Raw genomic sequence first — 14977 nt, 5'->3', positions numbered from 1 at the left:
GTCAGGTCTTTCTTTTTGCCTTTTTATTATGATAGTTATTTTTAATAAGGATTTTAAATAAAATGTTTTTAAGAGTGTTTATATTTATTAATGTTTTATTTTCTGTTAATGCAATTGCAGCTGTTGGCAAAGGCCATGTTAGCGGGAAGATCACAAATATTACCAGTATTAGTTCAGGGTTACTTGTGCGTATTAACGCAAATGAAGTGCCGAAGCACTGCACTAGCGGCCGAGTTTGGATGCTAATCAAGCAAGAAAATACAGCGATGACCTCGTTAACACTGACCGCTTGGACATTAAAACGCGGTGTGACGGTTTATACTTCGGCAGATAGCAGTGGTTATTGTAAGGTTATTCAAGTTGATCCTCATGAATCGTGAATTGCTGTTTAAATTTAAAGAGTTGTTACGTTAATAAAAAAGTACAGGTTGGTTACAGTGAATAAAATTATTATTACGTTATCGTTGTTATTTTCATCTGTTAGTTATGCTGAAAGTATCGGTTTTGGCAAGGTTGCTGGTATTAAAAATTATGATTTTAGTAACGCTAAAAATATAAAAGTGTTTTTATATTCTGATGCTACTTTAATTAATGAGAATTGTATTGAAAAACAGCGGGTGTATGGCGTTATAACACCGAATCAACACGACTCAAAAGTAATTGACAGAATGTTAAGCTTAATTACTACAGCGTATGTTACTAATAAAAAAATTCGCCTTCATAGTGAGACTGATTCATGTGAAATCGATTTTGTTGCCTTGCAAGAAGATGTTTTTTAGCTTGTTTAATAAGGAAATAACGTGAAATTTTTACTTTTATTATGTTTGCTTTCCTCTTTTTATTTAGAGTCTGCGAGTTGGAAAGACTCTCCTTATGTTGAAGTAAATAAATTATATCCATTTGATGATGGGCTTGCTTTTTACACTTCCTATAAAGATGACAATGTAGCTTTATGTGATGGTGGTAAACGTTTTTACCTTCCGTTAACGGATAAAAATTACGAAGTTAAAGCAAGTGCTTTATTAGCCGCTTTTATGGCAAAAAAGAAGATTTTAATCCGTTACGATCTAGAACAACCTAAAAGTTGTGCAGCAGTAGTAAATCGTTTTTTAGTTGCTGATTAAAACCATAACTAAAATAACAGATTAAATTTTAATAAAAATAATGTCTATATAATAAGGATAAATGCGTGATAAAAGGAAAAGTGGTTTTCACACAGTTGTTGCCATTAATGGTCGCTAGTGTGTTCTCTAGCGCTAGTTTTGCAGGCACAAAAACTTGCACAGGTACAGTTGAAAAAGTGGGTTTGCATGCCTCTGATAAACTAATGCTCAAACTCAGTTCAATGAATAAACCTGTTTTTATTTGTAGTCCTGAATATAAATGGACTGTAGCAGGTACTAGTTATACCACCAGCGCAGAGACGTGCAAGATGATGTTTTCAATGTTGATGCACGCTAAATCAACCCAAGCTGATATGGGTAAAGTGTGGTTTGATGGTGACGATGTGCCAACGGATTGTAGTTCTTGGGGGAGTTGGAAACGGGCAAATGTTCGTTATTTCACTTATTAATGAGTCATTATTATGCAGACACTTATGAGAATAACAGCGATGAAATTAACGTCGTTAGCATTTTTAACAGGGCTATCGTTTTTCTCACATGCGAAAGATATCAACTGTAAAGGCACCGTTACTGCGGTGATGGATTACCCATCACAATGTGATGGAGGTTATGCGTTCATAACTAGCGGTTCCAATGGTAAGTGGATATGCCCAGCATCAGACAAAGGCAATGCTATTGTGCTGGCCGCGTTGGCTGCGAATAAATCGGTGGATGTGTATATCAATAACAATAATGATGCAAAACTTTACCCAGTTATGTTAAGTCCCGCTATATCATAATTAGATCTTAACCGCATAAATAAAGGAATATGAATGAAAACCTGCTTGTTATTAATTTTACTGGTTTTTATAAGCCCATCACTAAGCGCTAAGCGCTAAACGCTATTGGCCTAGTGAATTAATTAATTGGAATTTGTACTTAAACAATGGCGTTGCTTATATTTCTTCCCCTCAGTTTGCGGAGCATTGCTCATATTCTCGTGGGCAAATTAATATGGATGGTACAGAGTTTAATAAAGCACAATATGCTTATGCGCTATCCGCGAAAGCAAAAGACAAAAAACTAAAATATGTGGTAGATAGCGAGCACACTACATGCGTAATTAGTGGCTTAAGAGAAGTTGATAGATAATAAGATAATTTGGTTTATGTAAATTTAGATAGGGATGTAACGTATGAAAAGCCAAGTGGTTTTACTTTTATTTTTGATTTTTTTTACAAGCTCTGTGAAGGCTGGTAATTGGAGTCAAACGGCAGAGCCCACACGTATAGATATTGAGCGTGGTAATGGCGTAATGATTTATGGTGCTTTTGGTAACGCTGGAGAATGTAGTACCAGCAATAAAGTGTTTATTGAAAAATCTCATCCGCAATACGACAAAGTTTACGCTATGGTATTAGCTGCGTTTGCTAGTAATAAAAAATTAAGAATTTATATTCATAGTTGTAAACCGGTTACTTGGTATGCAGTAAAAGAAACCACCTTTAATACACTTACATCGGCTGGCGCGATTAATATTTTAAAGTAAAAAACTAGAAAGCTTTAATTTAAAGGGGGTAATATTATGAAAATTAGAATTTTTGCAATGTGTTTAGTGGCAATTTGTTTTTGTTCAAAAGTGTTTGCTGGCTATGACAGTAACATTAGAGGAACACTAGAAGGTGTGTATGTATACACTGAGCATGATGCTATCTACTTTCGCTTTAAAAACCAACCGACTTCCCACCTGAGCTGTAAAGCAACTTATTTTGTTATTAGTGGCTCTGTGCCACAAGAACGCAGGGATCAGTTATTGTCTCGATTAATGCTGGCACTGGCTTCCAAAGAGCAAGTAAATATTGGTTATGATTCACAAGGTAATTGCGCCAATGGTTATATTCGTGTGTATAGGGTTGGGTGATTATTATGCGTTTTATTAAAATAGTCATAATTTTATTTGTTTTTATTTCTAACCTAGCAGCTGCAGGGGTTTCCCCAACACCTTATTTTTCAATAGACAAAATTCGTATTAGTGACAATACAGGGTATGTATATATAAAGCCCACAGCACCGATTAGTAAGTTAAATTCGACATGTGAAAAAGCAGATTTATTAGCACTGAGTAATAATTATGATTTATTTCATTTGCTCTATTCAGCAGCAGATTCTGGAAAACAAATTAAAGTATGGTTATCTACTGATGCAGATGATTGCTTAGGTGGGTATCAAAAAATTAGATTGATTGAAGTCGATTTTTAAAGATTAATAAAATAGTTAAAGGAATTTTTAAATTGGGTAAGTTTATTTTGGGTTTATTTTTTATTTTTGTATCTTGTTCTTTGCAGGCAATGAATACGGGTAATTACTATCAAATTAGCCAAGTTTATACTTGGAGTGACTATACCGAAGGGACATTTTTAGTGTTATTAAAAAACCCTCGGCAATCTACTGTGGATTTATGTGCAGGTGGTTTTTGGCTTGATGGTGAAAATGACAAAAATGCTACCGTTTACAGTACTGTTTTGTCTGCCTATCACAGTAATACTAAGGTAAGAATCTATGCCGATGAAAACCAAGATTGGAGTGGTTTGAGTTCTAAAAACTGTAAATTAAAACTGGTTGTTTTAGAGCCAAAGTAAGGAAGTTGCGATGAAAAAATTACTACTAAGCTGTTTCATTTTGTTTTCCTATAATCTATCCGCAGCACCCACTTGGCATACAGCAAAAGTGGATAGAGTTTACCCTCTGGCTAATGGTGGTTTTGTCTTGACCTTTAAGGCTGATAACGCAACCTGTAAAAGTAATAGTAACCCAAAATATTATTATGTATCGGAAGGTAAAAATGGCGTTACTCAGCATGCAATTGCTAACTTTTTGTCGGTTGCACTTGTTGCTGGCTCATCAGATAAAGAGCTGACAATCAGTTTTGATAACGAAAGTACCACTTGCGACATTAATCGATTTATTCATCAAATTTTAACTTCCATTTAGATACAGTTCATTTTAATAGCGGACATTTATCCTGTGGCAATTTTCCTACCCTGCTAAACTTACTCGGTTTGCTGTTTCAATGATTGAAAACAACCCTCCCCATGGAATGGGCCAGTGTTTTGGGTATGATTAAAAAGGATAGGGGACACCCGTGATTGCACTTTTATTTGATATTGTTGGTATGACTGGTACGTTTTTAGTGGTTGGTGCGTTTTTTATGCTGCAACTGGGTAAGGCCACACCAACAGGGCTTTTATATAACATGATGAATTTGTCAGGTGCTATTTTATTACTTATAAGTCTTTGTTATAACTTTAATTTAGCAAGTTTTGTGATTGAAATATTTTGGATCGCAGCCTCGTTAATTGGCTTATATAAATATTTAAAAGCGAAGCAAACGACTGCAACAGCTTAAATTTATTAAATTAATAGAGAAAAACGCTCGCGCCGTGTCACATTTGTATTTATATTGTAAATACTACGTTATTTTAAATGTAGCTATTCTAATAAGAAATATAGGTGTAAAACGGCGTAATGACTTTAAAGCAAACTGCGTGTCTTTTTTTGTGTATTTACACAATCCCTTTATTGGCAACGGAAGCGGCAGCGGCAACCCAAGCAGATGATTTATTTGCCCTGAGCGTTGAAGATTTACTCGAAGTACACGTTGATATCGCCTCAAAAACCTCTGAAACACTCGCCTCAGCTCCTTCAACAATTACTGTATTTAATGGTAAAAAAATAGCGCTACTTGGCGTTAATAATGCCTTTGAACTGATGAATTTTGTCCCTGGCATGCAATCTACTCGTGGTGATTGGGTTGGCGCGGTGCCAAAAGATCATGCCCGTGGTGTGTACCTTGATAGCGGCAATATCTTAGTGATGATCAATGGTGAACGTTTGAATGAATCTTCATTTGGCAAAGCATCCGTTTATATGCCTTTTATACCGGTTGAGATTATCGATAAAGTTGAATTTATTCGTGGCCCGGGCTCTGCGCTTTATGGCAGTAATGCCTTTTTAGGGGTGATGAACATTGTAACTAAAAGCCATGCTAATGAAATCTCGTTGGCAGTGGGCAATGTTGGTCAAGTAAGCGCTGCATTTTCGCTTAGTCAGCAAATTAATGAGCAAACACATCTTTTTGCTAATGGTGCTTACAACCGCAAAAGCGGGGAGCGCTACCCGCAAGGGGTGAAAGATCCTTTGCAATCCATTTACCTAGAAGCCGGGCTTGATATTGACAAGCTTGCTGTGAGAGGACGCTACAATCAAGTTGAGTTGAATGATTTTTTGAACCTGGGCGGTTACTCTGAGGATAACCAACACCAAAGTGAAAATGTGTTTATCTCCTTAAGTTATGATTGGCTTGATACTGATACAAGTACATTTTCGAGTAAAGTTGCCTACTCCCAGCATCAGATACAAAGTGCGGGGTTAATTGCTATCGCGGATAGTCTGCCGCTGGCAAATTATGACTCTTTTATTGGTCCTGCGTGGCGTACCAGTGACTTGACGATTAATCTCGATGCCAGTCATGAGTTTGATAATGGTTGGTTATTTAATTCTGGGCTGGAATATAGCCATGCAGAGCAACAAAAAGCAGATCTGCGCACTAATTATTTTGATGCAAACAGCGGTGCAAGAATCGAAGCAGATCAGTTCTATCAAGGTGGTATTGTTACAATCAGTAATTATGCGCCATTTCAGAGTTTGCAAGCGACCTTTGAAACCCGCAGTATTTATGGGCAAATCAAAGTGCCTTACTCCGAGCAATTTACGCTATTTTTAGGAGCACGTTATGATGACGTTAAAGACTTAGATAGCAACTTGTCACCTCGTATAGCTGCTATCTACCGACCTGCTGAAGCGCATACGTTAAAATTACAATATGGTGAGTCATTTCGCACCCCGGTAACAAATGAACTGTATTCAAATGATGATGTGACAATAGGTAACCCCAACTTAAAATCGGAATACGTTAAAACCACGGAGCTGGTGTGGCGTTATGAACGGCAAGATTGGCATGTTAATTCGGTATTTTTTTATAACCAATTACACGACTTTATCAATATCGTGCCCTTGTCTGCAGACAATACTCAATTTACTTTTGCAAATCAGCTAGATGACACCAACCGAGGGCTTGAGTTCGATAGTATGTTACGCCTAGATAACGATTTTTCAGTGGAAGCGACCTATACCCAGTATTTTGATACCCCCATGCAGCCCACTTTTAAGCGCTTTGCCAGCATTATAGCCAACTATGAATATGAACAATGGTTGTTGAGCATTAATGGTGTATGGCGTGACGAGGTAAATGTGCAAAGCAGTACTATTAGCTTTACACAACCAGGGTATTTTTTACTTGGTACGGTAGTCAGCTGGCAATTTTCAGCGCGTAGCCAACTTAGCTTCAAAGCACATAACATTTTGGATAAACAATATGATGTGTTTGATCCCAGAATGGCTGACGGTGCTGTCGCTGGTGTCGGCAGTGAATACTCGGTACACTACCAAATCAAATTTTAAATTATTGAGGCGTAGCAATGCGCCTTTTGGTTGAACATGCTGCGTTTTCCCCGAAAAATATTATTGGCTGTTGCTATTTTAATTGTGTTGCTATTGCTTAGCTTTTTATTTGGCCGACACTATGATTTAACACAAGCTAAGCTGCAAGCACAGCGCCAAGTTAATCAGTTGACTCATTACCTTGATACAGAACTCGCTCGCTTTGCTGCGATCCCGCATTTAGTGACTGATAATCAATCACTCACCGCGTTCGTAAGTGATAATAATCAAGCTGTGCAACCAATAAATAATTACCTAGCCGATATACAGCAAGCCAGCGGCGCGTCAGATGTTTATGTACTCAATAGTAAAGGGGATGTTGTAGCCTCAAGCAACTGGCAGTTGGATTACACTTATATCGGCAATAATTTTGCATTTCGGCCGTATTTTTATCAAGCCTTGGCGGGTGAAAAAGTTGCGTATTTTGCTTTGGGGCTGCGCTCAAACGAGCGCGGGATTTATTTTTCAGAGCCCATTCATCATGGCAATAAGGTAATTGGTGTGGTGGTGTTAAAAGTAAATGTGTCGAAGTTTGAGAGCGATCGACAATTACTAAATACCTCACAGGCAAGCCATTTTTATTTAAGCTTGGCCGATAATGTTATTGCAATGTCAGACATTCAATCATGGCGGCTAAATACAATGCAGCCAATAGATGATGCTAAGCAGCAGTACTTTACTAACAGCCGCCGTTATTTAGATTACATGCCGAAGGTGATCGATGCGCAGCAACAGAGCAGTCAGGGTGTTCCGATTCTGTATGTAAATGAGGACAATAAACGAAGTAAATATGTGCCGGCAACCGCTGCGATCAACCTTTTAAAAGCACACATGACGGTGCTGGTGGATATGTCGTCAGTGAATATTGTACAACTCCCACGGCTTGTATGGATAGCGGTTATTTATGCTGGCGCATTACTGATTTTTTATAGTTTAATGGCGCGTTTCGCCGGTTACAAAAAGCTGCTCTATTCGCGCCATAGTCTGGAACAAGAAGTGATAGAGCGCACTCATGCACTTGAAAAAGCGCAAACGGCGTTAGTTCAATCTGCAAAATTGGCAACCATAGGTCAGTTGAGCGCCGGTATTAATCATGAAATAAATCAACCATTGAGTGCCATGAGCACCTATTTAGTCAGTGCAAAACGCTTAATTATCAAAGGCGAAGTAACACAAGCGGCTGAAAATATAGTAATAGTGCAATCTCTCATTGAACGAGTCCATAAAATTGTAGGCCAATTAAAACACTTTAGTAAGCCCGCGCAAACTCAACTTAGAGAGCAAAGCCTCGCACAGTTATTAAAAAACGCCATGGTGATCGCCTCACCCCAACTCAAGCGTGACGATGTAACAGTTAAATATGCAGAGATTGCTGACACAATAAAAGTCTGGGTGGATGGTGTTAAGTTTGAGCAAGTATTGGTGAACGTGATCACCAATGCTAGCCATGCCATGGCGCAAAGCTCTAAACGTGAGTTAAGCTTTGAAATAGAGCAATTCGATGGACGTGTAAAACTATCAATTTTAGATACCGGTCCAGGCATCGAGCAGCACGCGCTAGGCACAATTTTTGAGCCATTTTATAGTACAAAATCAACCAATGGCCTTGGTTTAGGGTTATCAATTTCAAAGCAAATTATTAACTCGTTTAATGGCTGTTTAACTGCGCATAATCGCCCTGATGGTGGCGCGCAATTTATTATCACCTTAGCAAATACCAAAGGGGCATTATGAATACCTTAGCAGTTGACTGTAAACAGGTCATTGTCATTGACGATGAAGCGATGATCCGCGATTCACTTAACCAATTGCTGAGTTTAGAGGGGTATCAAGTACAGTGCTTTAACGAGCCTGTTAGCGCGCTGTCGAAAATTAATCGTCGTTTTAATGGCGTGGTACTCAGTGATATTAATATGCCAAAAATGGACGGTTTGGTTTTTCTAGAGCAAGTCAAAGCCTTTGATAGTGAGCTGCCGGTGATTTTTTTAACCGGCTTTGCTGATGTCACCGTTGCTGTTAAAGCGATGCAGTTAGGCGCTTACGATTTATTTGAAAAGCCGCTTAATGAGCAGTTGCTTGATTGCATCGCAAGGGCATGTGAGAAGCGCGCTTTAGTCATGGAGAACCGCGCATTAAAACTTGCAGTTGAGAAAACCTCGGCACCGGGTGTGCGTATTCTTGGTGAAACAGTGCAAATGCAGCAAATGATGCACTTGCTTAATGCAGTGATCGATACGCCCGCCGATGTGATGATTGAAGGCGAAACCGGCACTGGTAAAGAGCTAGTGGCACGTTATTTACATGATCAGAGCAACCGTTCAAGTAGTAATTTTGTGGCAATTAACTGCGGCGCGGTGCCAGAGCAACTGATTGAAAGCGAACTATTTGGCGCCGCAAGTGGGGCGTACACGGGGGCTACACAAAGTCGTCAAGGCAAGTTTGAGTTTGCCCAAGGGGGCACGGTTTTTTTAGATGAAATAGAAAGTACGCCAGCCTCATTACAAGTTAAATTACTGCGGGTGTTAGAAGAGCGCAAAGTCACGCCTGTGGGGGCGAATATCGCCATTGATTTAGATATTCGGATTGTTGCAGCAACGAAAGTTGATTTATTGGCGTTGGTTGAAAAAGGCGATTTTCGTGCTGATTTATATTATCGACTCAATTTGGTCAAAGTGAGTATTCCTGCACTGCGCGATAGAAAAGCTGATATTCCATTATTATTCAAGCACTTTAGCTCCATTGCGGCAACGCGATTTCATAAACCCCCGGCGCCATTAAGCAGTGAAATATTACAGCGGCTATTAAGTTATCAGTGGCCAGGTAATGTTCGAGAGTTAAGAAACCAAGCAGAACGCGCTGTGTTACTCGGTGTTGAATTAGCGTTTCCTAATACCAGTTTAAGTAATGGAAATGATTTATCACAGGATTTGAGCTTGGCGGAAAAAGTAAGCTTTTATGAGCAATCTTTAATAGAAGAAGCGCTTGAACGCCATCAAGGCAGTATTAAAGATACCATGAATACCTTGCAGATAGCGCGTAAAACCCTGTATGACAAAATGAGTAAGTATGCCCTAAACCGCGATATGTTTACTGATTAGTATGGGTGGAATGAGTGACAAAGCTGGTTTTTAAGTGTGTGGATTTCCGCACACATCAATTGAATTTAAAATATAGTTTTAGTTTAACATCATGAATTTTTTAGGTTTATATTTAAATTGATGAGTTGGCAGTAAACTTGCCTTTATTGTTAGGAACAACAAACAATCCTAATAATAAGAGCACACACAATGATAAGAATAGATAAAAAACTCATCTCTGCATCTGTTGCATGCGCCTTGGGTGTTACAGGCTTTACACAAACGGCGCACGCCGTTGAATACGATATTTATGGCAAAGCTGAAGTGCAAATAGCTAAAACGGATAATGGCACTATGCGCTTTGCAAAAGAAGGCACGCAAATCGATGCGCCTTTTTCACGTATCGGCATTACAGGAAAGCACGGCCTTAGTGATTCGCTTAACGTCGTTTTCAAATATGAAGTGCAAGTTAAAGGCTTTGAAAACGATGATTTAGGAGACCCTTTTCGCGCACGAAACACCTACTTAGGGTTATCAGGTAGCTTTGGTGAAGTGGTGGTTGGCCGTAACGATACGCGCTTTAAGTACTCGGAAGGTAAAATTGATAATTTTAATGAAACCCAAGCCGATATTGCGCAGTTACTGCCAGGCCAAGCTCGAATTGGCGATACCATTACTTATACTTCAAAATCTTTTGCTGGCGCGCAATTATCATTAACTTATGCGCCCAAAGATGACCGCATTAGTGGCAAGGATGGCTTTGCTGCCACAGTTATGTACGGGGATCGTAATTTAAAAAATGAAAATTATTACCTTGCACTAAGCCATGTTGATTCATTAAATAATATCACTGCCACTCGTATCGCCGCAGCATGGTTGCTCGATAATTTACAATTGGGTGCCATCATTCAGCGCAGCGAAACCGCCGAACTAGGTGATAAGTCGGGAAATGGCTATGTACTGAGTGCCAGCTATAAACTAGATAAATGGCTGCCAAAAGTGCAGTTTGTAAGAGATGAGTCGGGCATTCATCATATAGGCACTAAGACAGGCCAGCAATGGACTACAGGGGTAGATTATCTTTTTGATAAGCAAACTACGGCCTATTTATTTTATACCGATCTTGATTTAGAAACGAAATCCGATAGCAGCCTTGCGCTTGGCTTAAAGTATAAGTTTTAAGAGGTGATGCATGAGTAATTCAATAACCGATAACAACCCCACCAAAAACCCTTTGCTACAAGCTGTTATGCTGCTGTTGGGCCCCGCTGTCATGTTGCTAACTTGCTTAATTGATCCACCTGCTGGTATGAGTGTTGCTGCAATGCGCACTGCTGGCCTGGCGTTTTGGATGGCATCGTGGTGGGTTAGTGAAGTTGTGCCAATTCCTGCCACCGCATTATTGCCTTTAGTGTTTTCGCCCTTGGCTGATATTGCGGCGATAAAAAGTGTCGCCGCGCCTTATGCTCATCCGCTGATATTTTTGTTTTTAGGTGGCTTTTTAATTTCCATCGCAATGGAGCGTTGGGGATTGCATAAACGTATTGCACTGCGCACTATGCTCTATGCAGGCTCTAAACCCAGTTTGCAAATTTTGGCGATGATGTTAGTTACTGCATTTTTATCGATGTGGATGTCAAACACTGCCACGGCAGTCATGATGCTGCCGATTGCGATGTCTATCACGCATTTAGTACAAAAATCGAACCCTGAGAACAACGGCTATGGTAAAGCATTGTTGCTGTCTATTGCTTATGGTGCCAGCATTGGTGGTATTGCTACTTTAATAGGTACACCTCCTAATGCGTTAATGGCTGCTTATTTGTCTGACAGTTATCAAATCGAAATTGGCTTTGCACAATGGATGATGGTGGGTGTGCCATTATCACTGGCTATGTTGATCATCTGTTGGGTATGGCTAACTAAGTTTGCTTATAAAGTAGATAAGCAAGCGAAAAGTGCTGCAAAAGTGGATACCAAATCTCTTTTTGGCTCGCAGCTAAAAGAGTTAGGTATGATGCAGCGCGCAGAAAAAGGCGTGCTGTGGGTGTTTTTATTCGCCGCAATTTGTTGGATCTTCAGACCATTGCTTGCTGATCTTACGGGACTGAAAATATCAGATACCGGTATTGCCATCGCTGCTGCTTTATTATTATTTGTTCTGCCTGCCAATAAAGGCAGTGACGAGCGTATTTTGGATTGGCAAAGCGCCGCAGGTGTGCCGTGGGGCGTGTTGTTACTGTTCGGTGGTGGTTTAACCCTTGCTGCACAAATTAAGTCATCGGGCTTGGCTGAGTACATTGCACACATGATTGAAGGCGCCAGCGCTATTCCATTGGTACTGAGTGTACTTGCGATTGCCACATTAATTACTTTTTTAACTGAGATCACCAGTAACACGGCAACCGCAGCTGGGTTTTTACCTTTGCTTGGTCCCGTTGCTGAGTCTGTTACGGGTACGCCGTTAGTCTGGGTTATTCCTGCAGCGATTGCGTGTAGCTGTGCATTTATGATGCCTGTTGCAACGCCGCCCAATGCGATTGTATTTGGCTCTGGGCAAATACAAATCCGCGATATGATCAAAGCAGGCTTTGTACTGAACTTAATAGCCATTGTGTTAATCACCTTAGTGACAATGACCTTGGCTGCCTCAGTATTTGGTTTTTAATTAAATTGCTATAAATTACCCAACCGGAGCGCTATTAGCCTGTAAATAGCGCTCTTTATGACCAAGTTAGCTAATGCTTAGGGATATTGCCCCTTTTAAGAAACACAGTTATAGTGACTAAATCTTTACTTTGTTTATGAGTATGCTTTTGTCAGACCCTGTTACAGCCGCCAACATGCAGTTACAAACGCAATTTGATGAAATGCTACAGCATTTTAATCAACAGCCATATTTAGCAGTATCAAAACGGATCCAGCTATTAAAATCCATAAAACGTGAGCTCTTAGCTTTAGAAGCTGAATTTGTTGCTGCAAGTTCAAAAGACTTTGGCTTTCGCACCTCGTTTGATACCGTGTTGGGCGACATTTTGCCTACAACCAGAACGATCAGTCACACAATTGCACACTTACCTAAGTGGAGCAAAGAGTCGCCTCGTAAAGCGGGAGTGAGTTTAGCTCCTTCTAAAGTCGCTGTGAGTTATCAGCCTAAAGGTGTGGTAGGGGTCATTTCGCCATGGAATTATCCGATTCAGCTAGCGGTTGTGCCAGTGATCACCGCGATTGCCGCAGGAAATCGAGTATTACTGAAAGTTAGTGAATTTACTCCGCATACTAATCAAGTTATTAAAAAACTATTTAGCGGCGAGCTCAGCGAGCATTGCGCAGTGATCGAAGGTGAAACACTATTGAGCCAGCAGTTTAGCAATCTGCCCTTTGCGCATCTGCTTTTTACGGGCTCGACAGTGGTAGGGCGCCATATTATGGCTGCTGCGAGTAAAAACCTCACACCGGTAACACTTGAATTAGGTGGAAAATCCCCTGTTATTATTACTGAGCAAGTAGACATAGAAAAGGCTGCAAAAGCAATTTTATTTGGCAAGATGACTAACGCGGGGCAAATTTGTGTCGCGCCTGATTATGTTTTAGTGCCTGACAAGTTACAGCATCAATTTGTGAAAAGCCTATGTGGTTTATATAAAAAGCATTATAAATTAGGCGTGGAGGGTAAAAACTTAACGTCAGTTATCAATGATCATCATTTTGCACGCTTAACTACACTATTAACCGATGCGCAGCAGCACGGCGCGCAAATAATCAAACCACTGGAAGAGAATCAAAGTGATGCGGCAAAACATCGCTTAGGCTTACATATTGTCACAGACGTAAACGACACGATGAAGTTGATGCAAGAGGAGTTGTTTGGGCCAATCCTCGCCATAGTTCCTTACCAGCAACTCAGTGACGCGATTGATTATATAAATCAGCGGCCTCAGCCACTTGCTTTGTATATTATGGGGCAAAATAAACAAACCAATGCGTATATTCAATACCACACACAAAGTGGTACATTTGCTATTAATGATACTTTAATGCAAGTTACAGCCGATGACGCGCCATTTGGTGGTATAGGTCCATCTGGGATGGGGCATTATCATGGTAAAGAAGGGTTTTTAACTTTTAGCCATGCCCGTAACACCTTAAGAACAGGTAATTTTAATCCTAAACTTGGCATGCTATTGGCGCAGAACACACTGTTAATGAAAATATTAAAATGGCTGTACTTACGCCCATAAGGGCGCCAAGTACAGGCTGTAAAGCTGACGATTAAAACATTCTGCCTTCGCCAGCATAAAGACCAGCTAGAATTTTCTCATATAAGGCATCTGCTTTTTCTTTTGCTTCAGTGATTTGCGCAGGCATCAGTTTGCGCTCGTCTAACTTGCGACTGTGGCTTGCATCTAAATTGCCATTGTATTCCGCCACGGTGTTCCATATATATGACTTTTCGATATTTTTTTCGACTCCATGGCCTTCAAAATACATGAGCGCCATATTAAACTGGGCCAGTGTATAGTTATTGCCAGCGGCTTTTTCATACCAGCGCATCGCCTCTTTGTAATCTTGCGCAACGCCATCACCATTGGCATACATAACGCCTAAGTTAAACTGTGCCGCAGGCATGTTTTTCTCAGCTGCTTGTTTAAATAGGGTGACTGACATTTGTTTATCAAGCTTTACACCTTTGCCTTCTTGATAAAGCACTGCTAATGCAAACATTGAGTCAACATGTTGTTGCTTAACGCCTTGTTGGTACAGTTCAGCTGCTTTGTGGTAGTCACGGGTTACGCCATGGCCTCCTTCATAGAGCTGGCCAAGTTCATACATACCAGGTGCATAGCCCTTATCTGCAAGATAACGAAACTCCTTGAGTGCCTCTTCAAATTGTCCTTCGTTAGCAGCGAGGATACCTTCTTCGAGCCCCGCATGCGCAATACCACTGATGCTAAGTGCACCGACCATCAACAATACATTTAACTTAGGCTGCCACATGACAATACCTCCAATCAGTTTGTTACTGTTTAATCTTAGTTCCTACAACCGCAATTGCCCAGCTTCACACTATAAATGACAAAGAATCCACACAAGATACAGATTTTACAGAAAATTTAAAGAAATAAAAAAAGCCCCAGCGGGGCTTTTTGGATTCATATCAACCGTCACCGATATGAGCAATGTAGCAAGTAAATGTGATCTTAAAGTTTTATTACTTGGGTCGAGTAAGTAAAAATA

At 40.2% G+C, this 14977-nt stretch carries 18 protein-coding genes; 17 read left to right on the top strand and 1 reads right to left on the bottom strand.

Annotated elements, in window-relative coordinates; translation table 11 throughout:
* Positions 1-62: 62 nt before the first annotated feature.
* The 17 genes from A7968_RS03170 to A7968_RS03090 all read left to right on the top strand — a co-directional run bounded on the left by A7968_RS03170 (position 63) and on the right by A7968_RS03090 (position 13980).
* Positions 63-380, top strand: coding sequence for a hypothetical protein (locus tag A7968_RS03170; RefSeq protein WP_084447989.1), 318 nt, complete (start codon positions 63-65; stop codon positions 378-380).
* Positions 381-437: 57 nt separating this feature from the next.
* Positions 438-779: a hypothetical protein gene (locus A7968_RS03165; protein ID WP_064665106.1), complete on the top strand. Its 342-nt coding sequence runs from the start codon at positions 438-440 to the stop codon at positions 777-779.
* Between the two features lie 21 nt (positions 780-800).
* A complete protein-coding gene (locus tag A7968_RS03160; protein ID WP_064665105.1) occupies positions 801-1124 on the top strand; it encodes a hypothetical protein in 324 nt (107 codons plus the stop codon).
* Between the two features lie 65 nt (positions 1125-1189).
* Positions 1190-1573: a hypothetical protein gene (locus A7968_RS03155; RefSeq protein WP_084447988.1), complete on the top strand. Its 384-nt coding sequence runs from the start codon at positions 1190-1192 to the stop codon at positions 1571-1573.
* Between the two features lie 12 nt (positions 1574-1585).
* Positions 1586-1903: a hypothetical protein gene (locus tag A7968_RS03150; RefSeq protein ID WP_208855827.1), complete on the top strand. Its 318-nt coding sequence runs from the start codon at positions 1586-1588 to the stop codon at positions 1901-1903.
* Positions 1904-2298: 395 nt separating this feature from the next.
* Complete coding sequence (locus A7968_RS03145; protein WP_064665104.1) at positions 2299-2652, top strand: DUF5992 family protein; 354 nt, start codon at positions 2299-2301, stop codon at positions 2650-2652.
* Between the two features lie 36 nt (positions 2653-2688).
* Complete coding sequence (locus tag A7968_RS03140) at positions 2689-3024, top strand: hypothetical protein (RefSeq protein ID WP_064665103.1); 336 nt, start codon at positions 2689-2691, stop codon at positions 3022-3024.
* 5 nt (positions 3025-3029) lie between these two features.
* Complete coding sequence (locus tag A7968_RS03135) at positions 3030-3362, top strand: hypothetical protein (protein ID WP_157586621.1); 333 nt, start codon at positions 3030-3032, stop codon at positions 3360-3362.
* Positions 3363-3394: 32 nt separating this feature from the next.
* Positions 3395-3742, top strand: a complete 348-nt coding sequence (locus A7968_RS03130; RefSeq protein WP_227008945.1) for a hypothetical protein — start codon at positions 3395-3397, stop codon at positions 3740-3742.
* Between the two features lie 10 nt (positions 3743-3752).
* A complete protein-coding gene (locus A7968_RS03125; RefSeq protein WP_064665101.1) occupies positions 3753-4094 on the top strand; it encodes a hypothetical protein in 342 nt (113 codons plus the stop codon).
* 151 nt (positions 4095-4245) lie between these two features.
* Positions 4246-4509, top strand: coding sequence for a CBU_0592 family membrane protein (locus A7968_RS03120; protein WP_064665100.1), 264 nt, complete (start codon positions 4246-4248; stop codon positions 4507-4509).
* A gap of 119 nt (positions 4510-4628) precedes the next feature.
* Entirely contained in the window at positions 4629-6623 is a 1995-nt protein-coding gene (locus A7968_RS03115) for a TonB-dependent receptor plug domain-containing protein (protein ID WP_064665099.1), read from the top strand.
* 36 nt (positions 6624-6659) lie between these two features.
* Positions 6660-8396, top strand: coding sequence for a sensor histidine kinase (locus tag A7968_RS03110; RefSeq protein ID WP_064665098.1), 1737 nt, complete (start codon positions 6660-6662; stop codon positions 8394-8396).
* A complete protein-coding gene (locus A7968_RS03105) occupies positions 8393-9760 on the top strand; it encodes a sigma-54-dependent transcriptional regulator (protein ID WP_064665097.1) in 1368 nt (455 codons plus the stop codon). The genes A7968_RS03110 and A7968_RS03105 overlap by 4 nt, the downstream gene beginning before the upstream one ends.
* A 189-nt stretch (positions 9761-9949) precedes the next feature.
* Complete coding sequence (locus tag A7968_RS03100; protein ID WP_064665096.1) at positions 9950-10921, top strand: porin; 972 nt, start codon at positions 9950-9952, stop codon at positions 10919-10921.
* A 10-nt stretch (positions 10922-10931) separates the two neighbouring features.
* Positions 10932-12407: an SLC13 family permease gene (locus tag A7968_RS03095; protein WP_064665095.1), complete on the top strand. Its 1476-nt coding sequence runs from the start codon at positions 10932-10934 to the stop codon at positions 12405-12407.
* Between the two features lie 142 nt (positions 12408-12549).
* On the top strand, positions 12550-13980 hold the full coding sequence (locus A7968_RS03090; protein ID WP_064665369.1) for a coniferyl aldehyde dehydrogenase: 1431 nt from the start codon (positions 12550-12552) through the stop codon (positions 13978-13980).
* A 31-nt stretch (positions 13981-14011) separates the two neighbouring features.
* Here the strand turns inward: A7968_RS03090 and A7968_RS03085 are convergent, their stop codons facing one another.
* Positions 14012-14737: a tetratricopeptide repeat protein gene (locus tag A7968_RS03085; protein WP_064665094.1), complete on the bottom strand. Its 726-nt coding sequence runs from the start codon at positions 14735-14737 to the stop codon at positions 14012-14014.
* Positions 14738-14977 lie beyond the last annotated feature (240 nt).

It is taken from the genome of Pseudoalteromonas prydzensis, assembly GCF_001661495.1.
Taxonomy (GTDB): domain Bacteria; phylum Pseudomonadota; class Gammaproteobacteria; order Enterobacterales; family Alteromonadaceae; genus Pseudoalteromonas; species Pseudoalteromonas prydzensis.
The sequence above is the reverse complement of the archived record's forward strand: the minus strand, read 5'-3'. Positions and strand labels throughout refer to the sequence as shown.

What these genes read in the sequence shown, in the direction of transcription:
- A7968_RS03170 (WP_084447989.1), top strand. Translation starts at nt 63, where the DNA reads ATGTTTTTAAGAGTGTTTATATTTATTAATGTTTTATTTTCTGTTAAT.
- A7968_RS03150 (WP_208855827.1), top strand. Translation starts at nt 1,586, where the DNA reads ATGCAGACACTTATGAGAATAACAGCGATGAAATTAACGTCGTTAGCA.
- A7968_RS03145 (WP_064665104.1), top strand. Translation starts at nt 2,299, where the DNA reads ATGAAAAGCCAAGTGGTTTTACTTTTATTTTTGATTTTTTTTACAAGC.
- A7968_RS03140 (WP_064665103.1), top strand. Translation starts at nt 2,689, where the DNA reads ATGAAAATTAGAATTTTTGCAATGTGTTTAGTGGCAATTTGTTTTTGT.
- A7968_RS03135 (WP_157586621.1), top strand. Translation starts at nt 3,030, where the DNA reads ATGCGTTTTATTAAAATAGTCATAATTTTATTTGTTTTTATTTCTAAC.
- A7968_RS03125 (WP_064665101.1), top strand. Translation starts at nt 3,753, where the DNA reads ATGAAAAAATTACTACTAAGCTGTTTCATTTTGTTTTCCTATAATCTA.
- A7968_RS03115 (WP_064665099.1), top strand. Translation starts at nt 4,629, where the DNA reads ATGACTTTAAAGCAAACTGCGTGTCTTTTTTTGTGTATTTACACAATC.
- A7968_RS03110 (WP_064665098.1), top strand. Translation starts at nt 6,660, where the DNA reads ATGCTGCGTTTTCCCCGAAAAATATTATTGGCTGTTGCTATTTTAATT.
- A7968_RS03105 (WP_064665097.1), top strand. Translation starts at nt 8,393, where the DNA reads ATGAATACCTTAGCAGTTGACTGTAAACAGGTCATTGTCATTGACGAT.
- A7968_RS03100 (WP_064665096.1), top strand. Translation starts at nt 9,950, where the DNA reads ATGATAAGAATAGATAAAAAACTCATCTCTGCATCTGTTGCATGCGCC.
- A7968_RS03095 (WP_064665095.1), top strand. Translation starts at nt 10,932, where the DNA reads ATGAGTAATTCAATAACCGATAACAACCCCACCAAAAACCCTTTGCTA.
- A7968_RS03090 (WP_064665369.1), top strand. Translation starts at nt 12,550, where the DNA reads ATGCTTTTGTCAGACCCTGTTACAGCCGCCAACATGCAGTTACAAACG.
- A7968_RS03085 (WP_064665094.1), bottom strand. Translation starts at nt 14,737, where the DNA reads ATGTGGCAGCCTAAGTTAAATGTATTGTTGATGGTCGGTGCACTTAGC.